The following is a 17223-nucleotide window of genomic DNA, read 5'->3' as shown; positions in this document are numbered from 1 at the left end:
TATTATATACAAGTTAATATTTCCTTTTTAATTTAATCAATAAATACCCTAAACTAGTTTAGGTAAATTAATTCTATCATAAACATTTAAAATAGCAATGGTTTTTAAATAAATCTTAATTGCTACGAATATGTTTAAAATTATAAAAATAAACATATAATTTAATATCATTTGTTACTTCATTGATACTTTGATATTCATCAGATAAAACATAAAATGAACCTAAAAATTAGGTTCATTTTAATAACATATTAATTATTTTGTTAATATTTTATTGATAAAATTCATTTTGATAGGTTTTAATAAACTCTCACGCTGTAACCGCATCCCAGTTAACTGATCAAGTCATCATTCCTTTTAAATAAATGTTTTGTTCTTTTAATAAGTCTGTTGCCTTTTTAATATCATGCTGTTTAACTTGTCCATTTGCTGCGGCATCATTATTTGCTGGTAGTCCTAATAATTTATCAGCTGGAATTTGATAAAAATTATCTTCTCCTTGCACAATATATTTTGCAATTAAATATAAGAATTCTGCTTTATATTTAGCATCATTTTGTGTTAACCATCAGCCATTAAAACCTAACGCTTCTTGTTCTTCTAGCGGAACATTAACACCATCACCAGCTTGGTTATAAAATTGTGGACTAACAAAATCAAGATAATCACCTATGGTTTTTAAATATGGTAAATATTTCCCTTGACTTGAATTTGTTCGTAAATATGGGAATTCTGGAGCCATTGTAATTAAAAACTCCTTGTTATTTTTTGCATAATGGTCTTTAAGGCCCATTAAAACTTGCGGAATAATATATTCATTTTCGCCATCTGCAATTGCTGCTTGCTCTAAATCAATATCAATTCCATCGAATCCAAACATACTTACTAAATTCATAATTTCTTCTGTAAAAGGTTGTAAATCAGCAATTTTTAAGTCAATATGTGCATCAGCACCGCCTAATGATAAAATGACTTTTTGACCACGTTCTTGCACTAATTTAACTTGATTCGTAAAATAATTATTTTTTTCAATTTGAGTAAACTGCGATTTATGTGGTACTTCTGGAATGAAAGTTGGAATTTCACCAATTTTATATGATTTCATAAATGAAACATTTGAAACATTAATAAAATCATATTCCTGCGGAACATTAGCTAAATCAAGGTACTTGGCTGTTCCACCTTGATATCCAGCACCATTATCTCAATTGTGTCAGTAACCAACTAGAATTGGTTTATGTTCTTGTGAACTATGATTAGTGGTAAGATTATTATTTGCTAATGATAACGGAGCATTTGTTACTAACGTCAAAGTACTCAACAATGATATTAAACCATTCATAATGATCACACCTTTCATTGTATAGTATTTTCAACTGTTTTCCCTACCTTTATTTTACTAACAAAAAATAAAAAAGTAAATAATAAAATCTTTTTAAATTCAAAAAGGTTATAATTATTTACTTCCAACAAAAAATATTGTTGTTTTTAATGCCCCAAGAAGGTCTTTTAAATTATGCTTGTCAACGTAGTTTTCAACCAGCAACCCCAATATAAACCCCAATTAGTCCTAACGAAACCCCTAGGTAAATTCCATAAGTTGGCGTAAAGACAAAATCTTGTCCACTTCATGTTTTTAAGAAGGGATCCATTGTATATTTAAATGGATTAATATAAGTAACATATTTTAAAACATCACTACCATTAATTAATTCTGCCGGAATAAAAGCTCCACTTAAGAAAGCAATTGGCATAAAAATAACATTTGACCCAGCAATAAATGATGTTGTTGATTTAAAAATTGACGATAACATCATTCCTAATGAAATTGTTGAAATAAAAACTAAAACAACAAATGGCACTGCTGGTCCAAAGTTATTTGGTGCGGCAATTTCTTTTCAACCAAAACTTGGTCCAAAGAAAATTCCTGCTCATAATAATGTTCATAAAAATGATGTAATAATAAAAATTAAACCAACAAACATTACTGATAAAACAAAGAAAACTGGTTTAATATTTGTCGCCCCAATTCGCTTCATTAAAACACTATTTTTAAACTCTAAAATAGTTTGTGGAATAATAAAAATTCCTACCGACATTGCTTGTACCATTGCAATTGATCCAACTAAAGTATGAATATTCTGCGCTGGATTGTCGTTTAATTGTTTAAAGGCGAATCCGTTCAAAAATAATAATAAAATAGGATATACAATTAAAAAGAATGGTACAAAAAAACCTTTATAATAGTATTTTAGCATTAAGTCAATTAGTGGTTTGTTTTTACCACGAACACGACCATCACAGATTCATTTATCGACTTTATTTACACGAGTGCTTTCTTTGCTTTGCTTAACCATTTTTTGAAATTGCTGATCTAAATCAGTTTTCTTGTTTTGCTCAAACATTTGTCAAGTAAAGTTATGCACTGAACCATATTTTTTAACAATATCTTTGACCATTCCGGCTTCTTTAATTTCACCATTATGAACATAAATATATTTTTCACAAAATTCTTCAACTTCGCTCATCATATGGGTTACTAAAAACATTGCTTTTCCTTTTTCAACAATGTTTTCTCGTAAAAAATAAAAAATTTCTGATCGAACTTCAATGTCTAATCCGGTTGAAATTTCATCTAAAATAACTAAGTCTGGGTCATGGATTACTGACAATAAGATATTTAACCGTTGTTGTTGTCCTCCAGAAAGTCCCTCAACAAATTTATTTTCCATTCCAATTAGTTGATATGTTCGTAATAACTCTCGTAACTGACTATCAGTCATTGGAATATTAAATGTATTTAAATAGTATTTAATCATATCCATAACTGAAATTCCAATTGGATATTTTGATTCTTGGAACTGAAGACCAATGGTTAAGTTCTCTTGGCGAACTACTTTTCCGGCCGTTGCTTGCCGAATCCCACCAATAATTTCACTTAACGTTGACTTCCCACTTCCATTAGCACCAATAACCCCAATTCGGTCACCAGGATTAATAACTAAATTAACTTTATTTAAAGCAACCTTATTTTTGTATTTTTTTGTAATATCAATTACTTCAACTAATGGTTTGGACGCATCAATCGCTTTGCGTTCTTTTACAACTGTTTGCTTCATAGTTTCCCCTTTCCTAGCTATATTTATTTAATGTTAATTAATAAATATGCTTGTTTATTTTATCAAAAAAAGCATAATCTTACTTTTTTTTCGTTTTTTTTTGATAAATAAATAAAAACCCTAAATTTGATCTAGAATTGAATTGATATAACTAAAATCAGTATCTTCACTATAAAGTTTTAAAATTTCTAAACTTTCATCAATCACAATTGCTTTTGCTAAACCTTGATAATGAATTGCATAAACGCCATACACTAAAACAGCTTTATGATAATTACTTAGTCGTTCAAACTTTCATCCTGGTTTTAAATACTGATTAATAAGAGCAATAATTGTTGGTAAATTTTGCAAAATATTATCAATTTGTTCTGATTCAACATTAGTTGTTACAACTTGTGAAAAATCATAAGCCTCTTGTTTTGTTGTTAAAACATCATGTTTCAAAATAAAATGACGATATAACAAATTGATAATATTAATCCGTTCTTGGCGTTTTGACACGTGACATACTCCTTCTTAAATATAGTGATATAAACAAAATAAACTTCGTTTTTGTAACCGCAAATTATGACGATGACTATGAACGCCAAATAAATGATGTAACATTAAAATTGTTTCATCAGCTAAAAGATCGTTTGTTAAATCATCATTCTTTTCAATATGTTTTATTATATCACTTCAATGATATTGTTGTTGATTAATTATTTGAATATTATCATAACTTGTAGCATCTGTTATTGTAAATGGTTCTTTGCTATTAACAACAACTAAATTAATGGTTGCTGTTCGTAAAAACTGTTTTACATTAATCATTTTCATCATCCGATTAATCATAAATTGTTGTGTCACAATTGGAGAAGTAATCAAAGTATTGTTTTGTTCTCATACCGAAGCAGCCATTGTTGTCTTAACTGGAGCAATTAATGCTTGCATTTTTAAAAAATAAAGATTTTTACGAGTTAAAATTAAGCGAGGAAAATAATATGTTATTTTACTAACATCATCATAAAAAGCAACATTTTTAAAATATCACATATAACTAACAGTTTTAACATACCGTTCAATAATTTTATCAAAATACCGATACTGTTCCAATTTTAATTCTTGTTTTCAATTTAACGCTGGTAATCCTAATTCCTGACGAATTTTTGTTAAATATTGTTGCTTCTTATGACTTAACATTATTTCCCTCCTTTCTCTTAAATTAAGTAAAAAAGAAACCTATGGTTTCTTACAATGTCAAAAATGACTAGTTCGTTTTTGATGTTGATAACGATATTGGCTTTCATCTTCAGCAATTAACTGCTCAATTAAATCATCATTGTCTTTGCGCGTTAATGCTTCTTGATAATCAAAAGTTTTTTCATGAACACGAACATGAATACCATTAAGTAATAGTGGTGCTTTAATTTCTGCTAATTTTAAAAATCTAATTTCCTTTGGATATAAATATAATAATTTCCCATGTAATTTAACATTTCGTAATTGGAATGGCAAGGGTTTTTTGGACAAATTTTATGTAGAGTAAAGATTTTTATATTCAATTGGTGTTAAATAATTTAATTTGCTGTGAATTCGTACATTATTGTATCAATTAACATAGTCAAATAATTCTAATTTAAATTGTTCAATATTTTTAAATTTTCTGTTTTTAATTAATTCTGTTTTTAAAATTTTATAGGTTGATTCAGAAACAGCATTATCATAAGNACAGCCTGGTTTACTATAAGATTTTGCAACATTGTTTTTAGNTAAAAGATTGTAAATGATATTGTTATTAAATTCGCTGCCTTGATCAGTATGAAATATTTTAATATTATCTAAAGAAAAACTAAGCTTTTTAAAAGTATTTTCAACTAATTTGGCATCTTTATGAGAACTAACATCATAACCAATAACTTCACGATTAAATAAATCAATTAGAAAGCACACATAATATCATTTGCTATTGATAGCAACTTGTGTTAAATCACTGACAACAACTTCATGTAGTTTATAATTATTAAATTCTTGATTTAACAAATTATGATATTTGTATGTAGCGTTTTTGTTACTTTGATGTTTATATTTAAGTTTTGTATAATTGGAAATTAAGTTATATCTTTGCATTATTTTACTAATTTTTATTCGTGATAATAAAATATTTTGTTGTGCTAACATAACTTTAATTTTTCTTGTGCCATAATTTTTACGACTTTTTAAGAAAATACTGATAACAGCATTATCAATAGTATNGTTTGATTTAGGATTATTTGATTTCAATTGATAATAAAACGTTGATCTAGGAACTTTTAGTGTTTTGCATAAATTAGTAATTGCATATTTTTCTTTGTTGTTTTTAATAATTACTATTTTTTGCCTATTATCAGTGTGGCTTGCTTTAAAATATCATTTTCCATTCGTAATTGTTTAATTTCTTTTCTTAGNTGAATTAGTTCATTTTCTTCTGGGCTTCGATTATCTTTTGCTTTAAATGAACCAGAATTATTGAATTCATGAATTCATTTTCAAACTGTTGATTTACCGACCTGATAGTCACTGGACAATTGTTTTGCTGTTTTACCTGTTTTATAAAGACTAACAATTTGTTGTTTAAATTCATCGGTATAATGATTCTTTGCCATAATTACACCTCCATTTATTAATTTAATTATAATCCTTACTCCACATTATTGTTGTCCAATTTATNTTAACCCATCCAGATAGTTAACGAGTTGATAATTAATACGTTATTTTTTATCGTGTGCTTCTTGCATCAATTGTGCTTGCACTCGTAGCGATTCAATTAAAGCTTGGCGATTTTCTTTTACTTCTTCACGAATTCGTAACAATCGTTGAAATTCTTTTTGGCGTTTAATAAACTCTTCAATATTTCCTTTTGTGTTTTTATATTTAAGGACTTGTTTATCTAACAACTTGATTTCAGCATATTGCTTCTGGTTTAATAACATCACATGTTTTCGTAACAATGCTATTGATTTATTACGATTTTGTAAAATTTCCTCATTTAATTTTTCATCTTTTGTTTTAATTGTTCGTGATAAATTTATTGCTCGGTTAAAGTCAGCTAATTCCTGGGAAATTTGACGATTATAACCTTGTTCATATTGTTGGCGAACTTCCAACAAATACTGTAGCATTTTTTGTTCATAAACTAAACGTTGATCAACATTAGGTCGTTTCTTTTCATCATATTGATGATTATAATTTGTTGTTTTATAACAATCCTCATTTTCCAATTCTGCTTGCTCATTCGCAAAGGCCATTGTTGCATCTTGCCCTTTTTTGTTCTTTGCTTTTTGTGCTGCAGTTTCTTTTTTATTATTTTTTTGTTTTGTTTTCAAAACAAAGGTTGCTTTTAAGTGTTCTAATTGTGTTTGTTCTTCCGCATTTAATTTATAAAAACGAGCCTTGTTTTTTAACCGTAAAATTAATCGTTCTTCCATTGATAATGGATCTTCAGCAGTCCGAATAATTTTAACTGGTGTTGGTTTTGATGGTACAATATCTCTTGCCGCAAATTCATTTAAGTTAATTTCAACTTGATTTTGTTTGATTAAACGAACAAGAATTTCTTCATCCCCTTTTTCAATTTCAATTTTATCATCAGAATCAACAACAAAGTCAACAACTGATAACCCATTTCGTTTAATTTGTGAAATTTGTTGGGCTAAAATCGGACGTAAATCACGACGAATTGTTGTTATTTCTTCTGTTTCGTTCCGACGAATAATTGTTCTAGTTTCATCTGGTTCTGATCCTGTTGACCCTAATTTTGTTTTAACACGATCAACATCTAAACTATTCCAATTTGAGAAAGTATTAAACTCATCATTAATTAATTCACTGTCTTTTAACGGTGGTTTAATTAAATTAGTTGTTTTCAGAGGGGCATTTTTAGCAGACTTTTTTGTTCCATTCATAGTTTTATTAGTTCTTGGTTGATTTAATGGTGTTGAGATTAGAATGTCTTCCTGAACTGGCGGTTTCACTTTTGCTGCTGATTTTTTACTAGCTGCTTGTTTTGCTTTGTGATTGTTTAATCTTGCAAAAACTGGAATTTCTTTGTCAACACGATAACTATAATCAATAAATTTACTTTTATTTTTTTGTTCTTCTCAAGCATTATCTTTATCTTTTAAACGAATAACACCTTTCTGTTTAGTCCCAACTACCTCGGTTAAATATTTTTGTTTTAATGCTTGATACTCTGGGCTATTTTCATCTAACTGTCTTAATAAAATTTTAATTGTTGCTGGAGTTAGTTTTTTATCCATTAGTTCTGTTGCATCTCGTTCTGAATCAATAATGCTACCATAATCAGCACGAGTAACGACAACAGTATCTGTGTCTTTTTCTTTTGCCATTTTTTCTAGTCCTCTTTATTTACTTTGTCATTATTTTAATACATACATATATTATATAAAATTTTTGCAGTTTTTTAAATAGTTTTCGTAAAAAACCTTGCTTTTTTTATAAAAATATTTATAATATTATTTCATTATTTTTTAGACCCTATCACCGTGATTTTGGCCCTTTTTTGTAAATTAAACGATACTTTTTCGGTTTTTTCATAGCAACTACTTGCTTAATTGGTTTTTCAATTTGGACAGGATGATATATTTCATATTCATTAGCTAATGCTTGTCCAATTTCACGCATTAGGATTGTGCCATAATTATCCTCTTCATAAGAAGGTCCTATTTTGTTATCTTTCTTAAAAAAGGATTTTGGAAAAGAATGCTTTGTTTCAACATCACTATTAAGCATTTTTTTATTTACTTTTGGTAACTTAACTGGTTTTGCTAATGTTGCTAAATATTCTTCTCGTTTTCGTAGTTCAATTAACCGTGCTTGTTGTAAGTCACGCAAAATTAATTCTTGTTGGTGGTACAACTGTTGGGTTTGAACGTTTTGATTAACTTTTAATACTTGTAATAATTGTTGTTGGATTTCAGCATCCGCTTCTTGCGCTCAAAGTTCTTTTTCTTGCGCTCATTGCAGCGCAACATCTGGTCGTTTTTTAGGATCAATCCCACTTGAGGTAACAACTTCATCAAAATATTTTCGAATTAAGTCTGCTGTTGGCAATGTTGCTTTCATTGTTATTCCCCACTTGTTTATTTCTTTTGCTGTTCCTTACCAGTTTTGTTTTCTCCTGCGTCAACTAAAAAACCATTAATAACCTTTTTTCCTTCTGCCAGATATTTATTAATTAAAATCTGTGGTAATGGTTTTGGTTTAACTTTTCGCTGACGTAGTTTTTTTTGATACCGTGTTTCTTTGCGAATATTTTTTTGAATTAACTTTTCTTTTATTAATCGTTCATGATTGTGTTCTACTTGTCGTCGTTCAATTTTACGAATTTCTCGTGGATGATAACCAGCATAAGTATATTGGTTTTCTGCTAAATTTATTGTTAAATCAGGTGTTTTAGTTGGATCAGCATAATTAATTTGATAATCCTTTAATTCTTTTTGAGTATATAATGTTAAATCAATCAAGCTTGCTTTTCAATTAGCCCCTTTTTTTATTTTAGCATTATCTAACGTTTCTTCTGATTTTATTATTGTAACATCTAATTTTTTGATTCTTTTTTCTTCATAACTATTACCAAATTTTAGTTTTTTAAATTAGGTTGTTTTTTAGGGTCAACTGTTGAAACATATTTATCTTCAACTGGTCCTGAAGAAACAGATGTTATCTTACTTGCAGTACTTTCCTTTGCTGCTCCATTAATTTGTGGTTCTGCTCAGTTTCGATTACTTGGCGCTGAAAATGAAGCAATCACCGAATTTGGCATTACTTTCGCAGCAGCAAATTTTGGTGAAACCTTTGGTTTTGGTTTAGCAATTGATTTAACAAACAATGGTCTAATTTGATTAGTAATTGCTGTATCTAAATAAAGATCTGTTTTAAAAATTGGTTTTCGTTTCGGCTCTTCAGTAATGAAATTTCGAATATATTTACCACCAATTTGTTTCTTTGTTTTTCCTAAACTACGCGCTAAACTTTCTTGAACCATTTGATTTCGTTTTTTAATAACATTTTCTGGATCAATCATAACTTTTTCTTCATTCTCGTCATCTTTTGGCGAAGTAATTTCTTTCATATATTGTTTTCATTCTGACGGATGAGAATCACGACGAGATAATAATTCTAATTGATTTTTACTTAAATTCATTTGGTCCTTAATTTCATCAAGAGAGCGTGGTTTAAGGTCACTATTTACGCGCGAATAATCTTCTTCAGGATGATAGACACCACGTGCTCGATTCAAGTACGGATGCACATCGCGATTTGTAGCATCACGGCGGGCTAATAATTCAATTTGATTTGAATTTAAACCTCAACTTTTTGCATGTTTTTTAACTTGGTTATTAAAAGTTTTTAAGGTTTCACTTGCATCTTCATCAGCATTTACCCTAATCATTTCCTCACGCTTACTTTGAAAACGACCATATTGTTCATTCCGTTGGCGAATTAAACGTTGTTGATTTGGATTTAATTTGCTAATTAAATCTTCAACTTCCTTTGGTGATGATTCCTCTGGTTTTGTTTCAACCGTTAAATTGTCCGTATCTGTTTCAAAAGTAGTACTCATTGTTTCATTTGGTCCTACTTGTTTGTGTTTTTGATCAGTTGCTAATACATTAATATTATTATTTAAAAAACTTTCGCGTGGGGCAGCTAATTCTGATTCAATTGCTGCTTGTGATTCTTGATATCCTCTCACCACGCGTGCTGGAAACAAATCTTCGGAACGATATAATTTTCGTTTTGCTAGCAGATCTAATTGTCCAGGATTTAATCCCATATTACTTTTTTTACTTGCTGTAGTTTTTGTTTTTGACTTTGATAATTTTTTAGTTATTGCTTTTTTAAAGTTAACATTTTCTCCAAGAACTGCTTTAATAAATTTTTCGTACTCTTTTTCATAACGTTCATCTCAATCAACTGTACTAGTTGCATTTAATGTTTGATATTCGGTCATTAATTTTAAATATGGTTCTGATTTTTTTCAAGCTTTTGTTAAAGCTTTAATAACAGTCGCTTCGTTAACATTCATTTTTAAATTGTTATTAACTTCTTGTAGTTGTTTTGTTTCATGTATTTTTTTCTTAGTCATCATCTTAACCTCAATTTTATTCATATCCCTAAGTAAAATGCTTTCCATAAAATTATATCATTTTTTTTCTTGCTTTTCCTATCGATATTTGTATAATAATTAATTAAAAAAAATAAAAGAGGGTTGCTCTTTTATTTTTGTTGAAGAAATGTTTCTAAAATTAATTGTGCTGCTAAACTATCTTTTTTACTTTTCCGTTTTTGTCGCGATAAATTAGCTTCTAACATAATTTGGTGTGTTTGTCTGGTTGTCAACCGTTCATCAACTAAGTGAATTACAATTACAGGACTTAGCATTGGTTTTAATAATGCAATAAAATCATCAACCATCATTGCCCGTGGTCCAATCGTATTATTCATATTTTTGGGATAACCAATAACAAGATCACTAACCTTTTCATTTGCAATTAATGTTGCTAAATATTGTGCTGCATTTAAAAAATTGTGATCAGGAAACTGATAAACCCCATAACTTGTCGCAATCATCCCGTGACTTGTCGCAAGCCCCAACGTTTTAGTTCCGAAATCAACTCCTAAATAATATTTAGCCATGCTGTTGTAAAAACGCAAGGGGGTCTGCTAGTAATTTTGTAATAATAGTTTTATTTTTAAATCCAGTTTGAGCAACACTATTGTTTCCGCCCCCTTTACCATCAAGTAAGGGGTTTAATTGTTGAATAATACGATTAGCTTGATAACGATTATGTAAAGCATCACTAACCCCAATAACTAATTTTTGTTGGGTTGAATCAGTCATATCAACAAAGAAAATTAAAATATTAGAATACCGTGTTTTATAATCATCAATTAATACTTTTAAAGCATTAACATCAACCTTTGTTGAAAATTGATAAATTAAAACTTGAATCCCGTTGTTTTCTTGTACTGGTAAGGCATGATATTGTTTCACAAAATCCCGAATAATAGCATTATCATATTGTTTTTGTCAATGCTTAAAACACTCTTTAAATTGATTTACTAATTGTTTTAATAATTTTCAATTCTGTTTTGAAACAGTTAAATTACTAATTTGGTCTCAAATTTGTTCTAACTGTTGATCAGTTAAAACCAATTTCCCTTGATTATATTTCTCAAAGTAATTAACTGCTTCAGTTTTTTCTTTTAGAAACTGCTCATTTAAATAACTAGCAATTGTTTTATTTGATGTAATAGCATGAATCCGAAATGTTCCTGCTCCTTTTGATTCAATTCCCGTTACTAATAAATCTTCGACATCTTGTGAATTAGCAACATGGGTTCCCCCACAAAGTTCACATGAATAAGTTCCAAATTTAATAATTCGCACTTCTTCATCATACTTTTCAGTAAAAAAAGCTAATGCTTGATGAACGTCTAGTGCTGTTTGCATATCAGTATAAATTACTTCACAAGGAATTGCTGCGCGAATCGCTTTTACAACTGATGCTTCAACAGCCATAATTTCGACAGTAGTAATTGGCTGATTATGTGTAATATCAATTCGTAATCGTTCATCATCATTATAAGACCCCGTTTGCATAACATGCGTTCCTAAAACTTCTCGTAATGCTGCATGAATTAAATGTGTTCCGGAATGATTTTTACGAGTATAAAATCGACGGTCACTATCAATTGAAGCATTTACTAAATCCTCTTTTTTTAATGTTCCTTCCACTTTAACATAATGTAAGTGTTGTTTATTTGGTCCTTGTTGAACATCTAAAACATAAGCTGTATTATTATCCTTTAAGATTAAACCATGATCAGCAGCTTGCCCACCCTTTTCAGCATAAAAAGGTGTTTCTGCTAAAATAAGATATCCCGTTGTATTTGTTAATTCAGAAACTGCGTGATCATTTGCAAACATAAAAACAATTGCTGTATTATTAACTTGTTCATGTTCATAACCAACAAATTTGCTAACAACATCTAATTGCGTAAAAAGTTCACTTTGCAACTGAATTGCTTTAATATCTTTCCGATTAGTTCGTGAAATTTCTTTGGCATTTGCTAATAATTCTTCAAAACCAATTCGATCAACTTTTATTCCCGCTTCGTGTGCTTCTTCTTCAATTAATTCAATTGGAAAACCATAACTTTCAAATAAGCGAAAAGCATGTTCTTTGGAAATTAGGCCATACTTTGCTTTAACTTCATTAAATAGTTTGTTTCCTTGTTCTAATGTTTTTAAAAATTTATTTTCTTCATCTAATACCGCTTGTTCAATAATTGATTGTTTTTCAATTAAATAAGTATAATATTCACTCATAATCTGAATTACGGTTTGCACTAATTGGGATAAAAATGGTTGTTCTAACCCTAATTTTTTACCATATAAACTAGCGCGACGAATTAACCGACGAATAACATACCCACGATCCTTGTTTCCTGGAAACACCCCATCTGCAATCGCAAATGTTACTGCTCGTAAATGATCAGCAATTACTTTAAAAGCAGTATTAATTTTAATTTGCTGTGCATCATTGGTAAACAATGCCGTTTGATCATAATGATATTTCCCCTGCACTAATTTTTCAACTGCTTTAATAATTGGCATAAATAAATCGGTTTCAAAATTAGTTGGTGTTTCTTGAATAATAGAAGTAATTCGTTCCAACCCAGCACCAGTATCAATGTTTTTCCGTGGTAAATCGGTATAAGTTCCATCCCCATTATTATTGTATTGAGAAAAAACAATATTTCAAACCTCTAAATAGCGATCATTTTCTAAGTCGTCTTGTAATAACTTGATTCCCATATGTTCAGAATCATATTTTTCACCACGATCATAAAAGATTTCGGTATTTGGTCCACATGGTCCTTCCCCAATTTCTCAGAAGTTAGTATCTTTACCCCCCTTAATAATTCGTTCGGGACTTAACCCAATCACATTATGTCAAACATCATATGCCTCCTGGTCATCTTTATAAACAGTAACATATAATTTGGCGGGATCAAATCCAATTCATTTTTTATCAGTTAAAAATTCTCAAGCATAAACAATTGCTTCTTTTTTAAAATAATCACCAATTGAAAAATTACCTAACATTTCAAATAAAGTATGGTGACGAGCTGTATGTCCCACATTCTCAATATCGTTTGTGCGAATTGATTTTTGGGAATTTGTTAACCGTGGGGCTGGTGGTGTTTTGCGACCATCAAAATATGGTTTTAATGTTGCCACCCCCGAATTAATTCATAATAATGATGGATCATCAACGGGAATTAACGATACTGATGGCAATTCGTAATGATTTTTACTTCGAAAAAAATCTAACCACATTTTTCGAATTGCATTTGCTGTAAGTTTTGTCATCCTAACTTTCCCTTCTTTTTAATAATTAATCAATAGAATTATAGCATACCAAAACAAAAAAACTTCTTTATTTCAAAGAAGTTAAAAGCCAATTATTATTTTCGATAACCACGAAGTAGTAAATAAAATGAACTTAATAAGATGTTAATAAAGAAGAAAATCATAATAACTGGTACGACCGCTGGATATTGGAAATATTGTTTAAATTCAGTTCACATTAAAATTTGTCAAATTAAACCAATTACTAATCATGTCAACATTTGCACAAACATTAATAAGTTATAAGAAAATTCTTGCAACCGTGCTAAACAAAAGAACATAAAATAAAGGGGAATAAAACTAACAATCATTAACACAATCGCAATTGCTAAAATAACTCAATTGGCTGTTACATAGCGAGTTGTTGAAGTAAAGGCTGGGAAAATCATTACGATTAGAAAACCAATCATTAATAAAATCATTCCAATGTTGCTTCCTAACCGTTGGCGTAATTCACGACGAGAAGAAATATTTATATATCCTAACCAAGTGCTAAAACTTGCACCAATGCCACCACGATGACCCGATGATGATGGTAACAATAATTCAATTGCAATTCGAATTCCTAATCCAACCGTTAAAATTACAACCGCAATTGGGGCAATAAAGATAAGAAAAACTGCGCCAACTTGTAAAACTCCTGGTGCTTGGCCAAAAAAGTTATCTAAACCAGTTTGATTAATATTTATCCCTAACACGGAAAAAACATTTGGTTGGTACTGAACATTATTAGTTCATGTCACTAAACCACCGTTCGTTAAATTATATCAATATTTTTCTTGGCCATTAACAAAATTTGAACTGTCCGTAATTGCAACTAAAAATAACCCTAAAAATAAGGCAAGATATAACAGAATACCGCCCCCTGTTGATAAAATCTTTCCAACTAATAAGCGAATATTTCATCTTCAATGCGCAGCGGTTACGTTTGTTAGTAAAACAACAACAAAAATTGCTATCCCAACAGCAAACAAACTTAAAATAGGAACAAAAATATATAAATCAATTACTCAAAATTTAAAAAGACTAAAACCATTTAAACTAAAAATTGCTTGAAATGATCCATATGATAATAAAAAATTTAAAATATTATAAGCACTATCACCTTGTAAACTTTCTAACGGATTGGGTGTCAAACCATTAACACTTAATGATTTAATAATTTCTTCTTTTAACGCATCTACTTGTTGGTTTAAAGTTGGAACAACTGCTCCGGCCATAATAATTACAATTCCTGCTAAAAATCATATGCTACTAAATTTTAGTCAAGACTTTATTGTCATAGCTGCCTCCATTTTCTATTCTCTTAAGTACTTTTATTATACCAAGAAAACCAATAACAATATATATTAATTCATTTTCTAATCTTATTGTTACATCATAACTCGCTCAACAATTTTAATATCGGGAATTGCCAATAATGACGAGCGAATTTGTTGGAACCGATCAGCGTTACTAATTTTAATAATTGTTTTAATAGTAATATTCATTAAATCACTTGAAATATTAGCTGTCATCATTTGCACTGAAGCGTTTAAATGACTTAATACTTTTGTGACATCAACTAACAAAGCGGGACGGTCAATTGCTTCAATTCGAATTGCACAATCATACTGCTTATTTTTACAAACCGCTTCATTTCAACTAACTTCCACTTGACGTTCTTGTTTATCACTACTTTGTAAATTACGGCAAGTTTTCAAATGAACTTTAATTCCTTCTGCTTTTGAAACATATCCGGTAATTTCTTCATATGGTAATGGTAAACAACATTGTGAAATCACAACTTTAATACTTGAAATTCCTTGCACAATAATATCATCTTTTAATTGTGCTTTTTTATATTGTTTATCTTGTAATTTTTTCAGAATTTTTTCATTCTGACTTGTTTCGCGATCTAAGTAAATTAAATTAATTGCTTCTACTACGGTGTATTCATCATTAGCAACATCTAATAAAAAATCTTCAATATTATTATAGTTAATTGCATGTAATCGTTCTAGTTGTGTTTCTGAATCAACTAATTTTCATTTTAAATCTTTTTTTGCAATATACTCTTCAATTTGTCCTTTTGTTTGCTTGATTTTTTCCAGATTAATTGATTTTGTATCATTAGTTGCTTCTGCTAATTCTTTTTTTAAATATTTTTTAATTTTTTGTAATGCTGATGATGTTTTAGCAACCACTAACCACGAATGATTTGGTTTTTGCGTTGCTGCTGTTTTAATATCAACAACATCACCTGATTTTAAAACTGTTGAAATTGGTGAAAATAAACCATTGATTTTTGCCCCAATTGTTTTTTCGCCAATTTCAGAATGAATTTTATAGGCAAAATCAAGGACGGTTGAACCAAATGGCAAGGTTACTACTTTTCCGTTTGGCGTTAAAACATAAATTAACGACGAAAAAATATCATTTTGAATAATCTCTTCCATTAAATGATCAGGTTTATAAACTTCTTGTTGAATTTCATCTCGTTCTTGCACTGAAATATTTTCTAAGTCTAAAATTCGTTTAAAAATATCTAAGCGATCATCAATATCTTTTTGTTTTTTAGCAATATCATAATTTTCACCTTCTTTATATCGTCAGTGCGCTGCAACTCCTTGTTCTGCTAACTCATCCATTTCTTCAGTTCGAATTTGCACTTCAAAAATAATACCATCATCAGCTGCAATTGTGGTATGTAATGATTGGTATAAATTATGTTTTGGTGTTGCAATATAATCTTTAAAACGATTATTGAGTGGCGTATAATGTTGGTGCACAAAGCCTAATACTTTATAACATTCATCAACACTATTTGTAATAATGCGGACTGCTAGAATATCATGAATATCATCAAAGTTTTTACCAAATTGATTCATTTTTCGATAAATTGAATAAATTGATTTACTACGGCCATATACTTTGACCGCCATTTCTTTTTCAATAATTAAGACTTGTTTTAATTCTTCAATTTTTTGATTAATTGCATTTTCGCGTTCTTTATTACTTGATTCTAACAACGAAACAATTTTATTATATTGAACAGGATTAATAATTTTAAAACTAATATCTTCAATTTCTTGTTTAACCGCCTTCATCCCTAACCGATGAGCAATTGCCGAATAAATTTCTAAACTTTCTCGGGCAATAATTTGTTGGCGTTCTGGTTTTAAATAACCAATTGTTTTTAAATTATGTAACCGATCGGCTAATTTAATAATAATAACACGAATATCTTTCGCCATTGATAAATATAATTTCCGTAAATATTGTGCTTTAAGTTGAGTTCGATTTTCTTTCGCAAAATAACTAACTTTTGTTACACCTTCAACTAAATTAGCGATTTCAATCCCAAACCGTTCTTGTAATTCTTCAAACGTAGCGGGCGTATCTTCTAACACATCATGCAGTAAACCGGCAATTAATGTTTTAGGTCCCATTCGTCATTGGGCTAAAAAAAAGGTTGTTCATAATGGATGATTAATATAGGGAATTCCACTATTACGAACTTGGCCTTGATGTTTTTCTTCTGCATATTCATATGCTTTGTGAATTTCTTTTAACGTTGTCACATCTTTGATGTACAACTTAATTTGGGCTAAGACCTCTTCGTATTTAATATCCCGATCCATTATAAACAACCCCTTTTCT

The 17223-nt window shown here is 29.5% G+C and carries 14 protein-coding genes; all 14 read right to left on the bottom strand.

Annotation, left to right across the window (positions count from 1 at the left end):
- Positions 1-271 precede the first annotated feature (271 nt).
- Positions 272-1342, bottom strand: a complete 1071-nt coding sequence (locus TS70_RS01605; RefSeq protein WP_198049222.1) for a glycosyl hydrolase family 18 protein — start codon at positions 1340-1342, stop codon at positions 272-274.
- A gap of 172 nt (positions 1343-1514) precedes the next feature.
- Positions 1515-3119 carry an ABC transporter ATP-binding protein/permease gene (locus tag TS70_RS08350; RefSeq protein ID WP_198049221.1) on the bottom strand — a complete coding sequence of 535 codons (1605 nt, stop codon included), beginning with the start codon at positions 3117-3119 and terminating at the stop codon, positions 1515-1517.
- 120 nt (positions 3120-3239) lie between these two features.
- Complete coding sequence (locus TS70_RS01595; protein ID WP_127093059.1) at positions 3240-3620, bottom strand: transcription antitermination factor NusB; 381 nt, start codon at positions 3618-3620, stop codon at positions 3240-3242.
- 15 nt (positions 3621-3635) lie between these two features.
- Positions 3636-4301, bottom strand: coding sequence for a hypothetical protein (locus tag TS70_RS01590; RefSeq protein ID WP_198049220.1), 666 nt, complete (start codon positions 4299-4301; stop codon positions 3636-3638).
- Positions 4302-4340: 39 nt separating this feature from the next.
- Positions 4341-4631, bottom strand: a complete 291-nt coding sequence (locus TS70_RS01585; protein WP_198049219.1) for a hypothetical protein — start codon at positions 4629-4631, stop codon at positions 4341-4343.
- A gap of 3 nt (positions 4632-4634) precedes the next feature.
- Positions 4635-5435 (bottom strand): IS3 family transposase, encoded by an 801-nt coding sequence (locus tag TS70_RS01580; RefSeq protein WP_308699441.1) that lies wholly within the window; start codon positions 5433-5435, stop codon positions 4635-4637.
- 413 nt (positions 5436-5848) lie between these two features.
- Positions 5849-7486 (bottom strand): hypothetical protein, encoded by a 1638-nt coding sequence (locus tag TS70_RS01570; RefSeq protein ID WP_198049216.1) that lies wholly within the window; start codon positions 7484-7486, stop codon positions 5849-5851.
- A gap of 148 nt (positions 7487-7634) precedes the next feature.
- Positions 7635-8222, bottom strand: coding sequence for a hypothetical protein (locus TS70_RS01565; RefSeq protein ID WP_198049215.1), 588 nt, complete (start codon positions 8220-8222; stop codon positions 7635-7637).
- 17 nt (positions 8223-8239) lie between these two features.
- Positions 8240-8623 carry a hypothetical protein gene (locus TS70_RS01560; RefSeq protein ID WP_040093183.1) on the bottom strand — a complete coding sequence of 128 codons (384 nt, stop codon included), beginning with the start codon at positions 8621-8623 and terminating at the stop codon, positions 8240-8242.
- Between the two features lie 116 nt (positions 8624-8739).
- Positions 8740-10272: a hypothetical protein gene (locus tag TS70_RS01555; protein WP_198049214.1), complete on the bottom strand. Its 1533-nt coding sequence runs from the start codon at positions 10270-10272 to the stop codon at positions 8740-8742.
- Positions 10273-10379: 107 nt separating this feature from the next.
- Entirely contained in the window at positions 10380-10799 is a 420-nt protein-coding gene (gene ruvX, locus TS70_RS01550) for a Holliday junction resolvase RuvX (RefSeq protein ID WP_198049213.1), read from the bottom strand.
- Complete coding sequence (alaS, locus tag TS70_RS01545) at positions 10792-13542, bottom strand: alanine--tRNA ligase (RefSeq protein WP_198049212.1); 2751 nt, start codon at positions 13540-13542, stop codon at positions 10792-10794. Before alaS ends, ruvX begins: the two co-directional genes overlap by 8 nt.
- Before the next feature lie 95 nt (positions 13543-13637).
- Complete coding sequence (gene scm1 / locus TS70_RS01540) at positions 13638-14864, bottom strand: motility-associated protein Scm1 (protein ID WP_040093432.1); 1227 nt, start codon at positions 14862-14864, stop codon at positions 13638-13640.
- A gap of 90 nt (positions 14865-14954) precedes the next feature.
- Positions 14955-17204, bottom strand: coding sequence for a RelA/SpoT family protein (locus TS70_RS01535; RefSeq protein ID WP_198049211.1), 2250 nt, complete (start codon positions 17202-17204; stop codon positions 14955-14957).
- Positions 17205-17223: the final 19 nt, after the last annotated feature.

The sequence above is a fragment of the Spiroplasma sp. hyd1 genome (assembly GCF_016082235.1).
Classification (GTDB): Bacteria; Bacillota_I; Bacilli_A; order Mycoplasmatales; family Mycoplasmataceae; genus Spiroplasma; species Spiroplasma poulsonii.
This window is presented reverse-complemented; position numbering and strand designations above follow the sequence as displayed.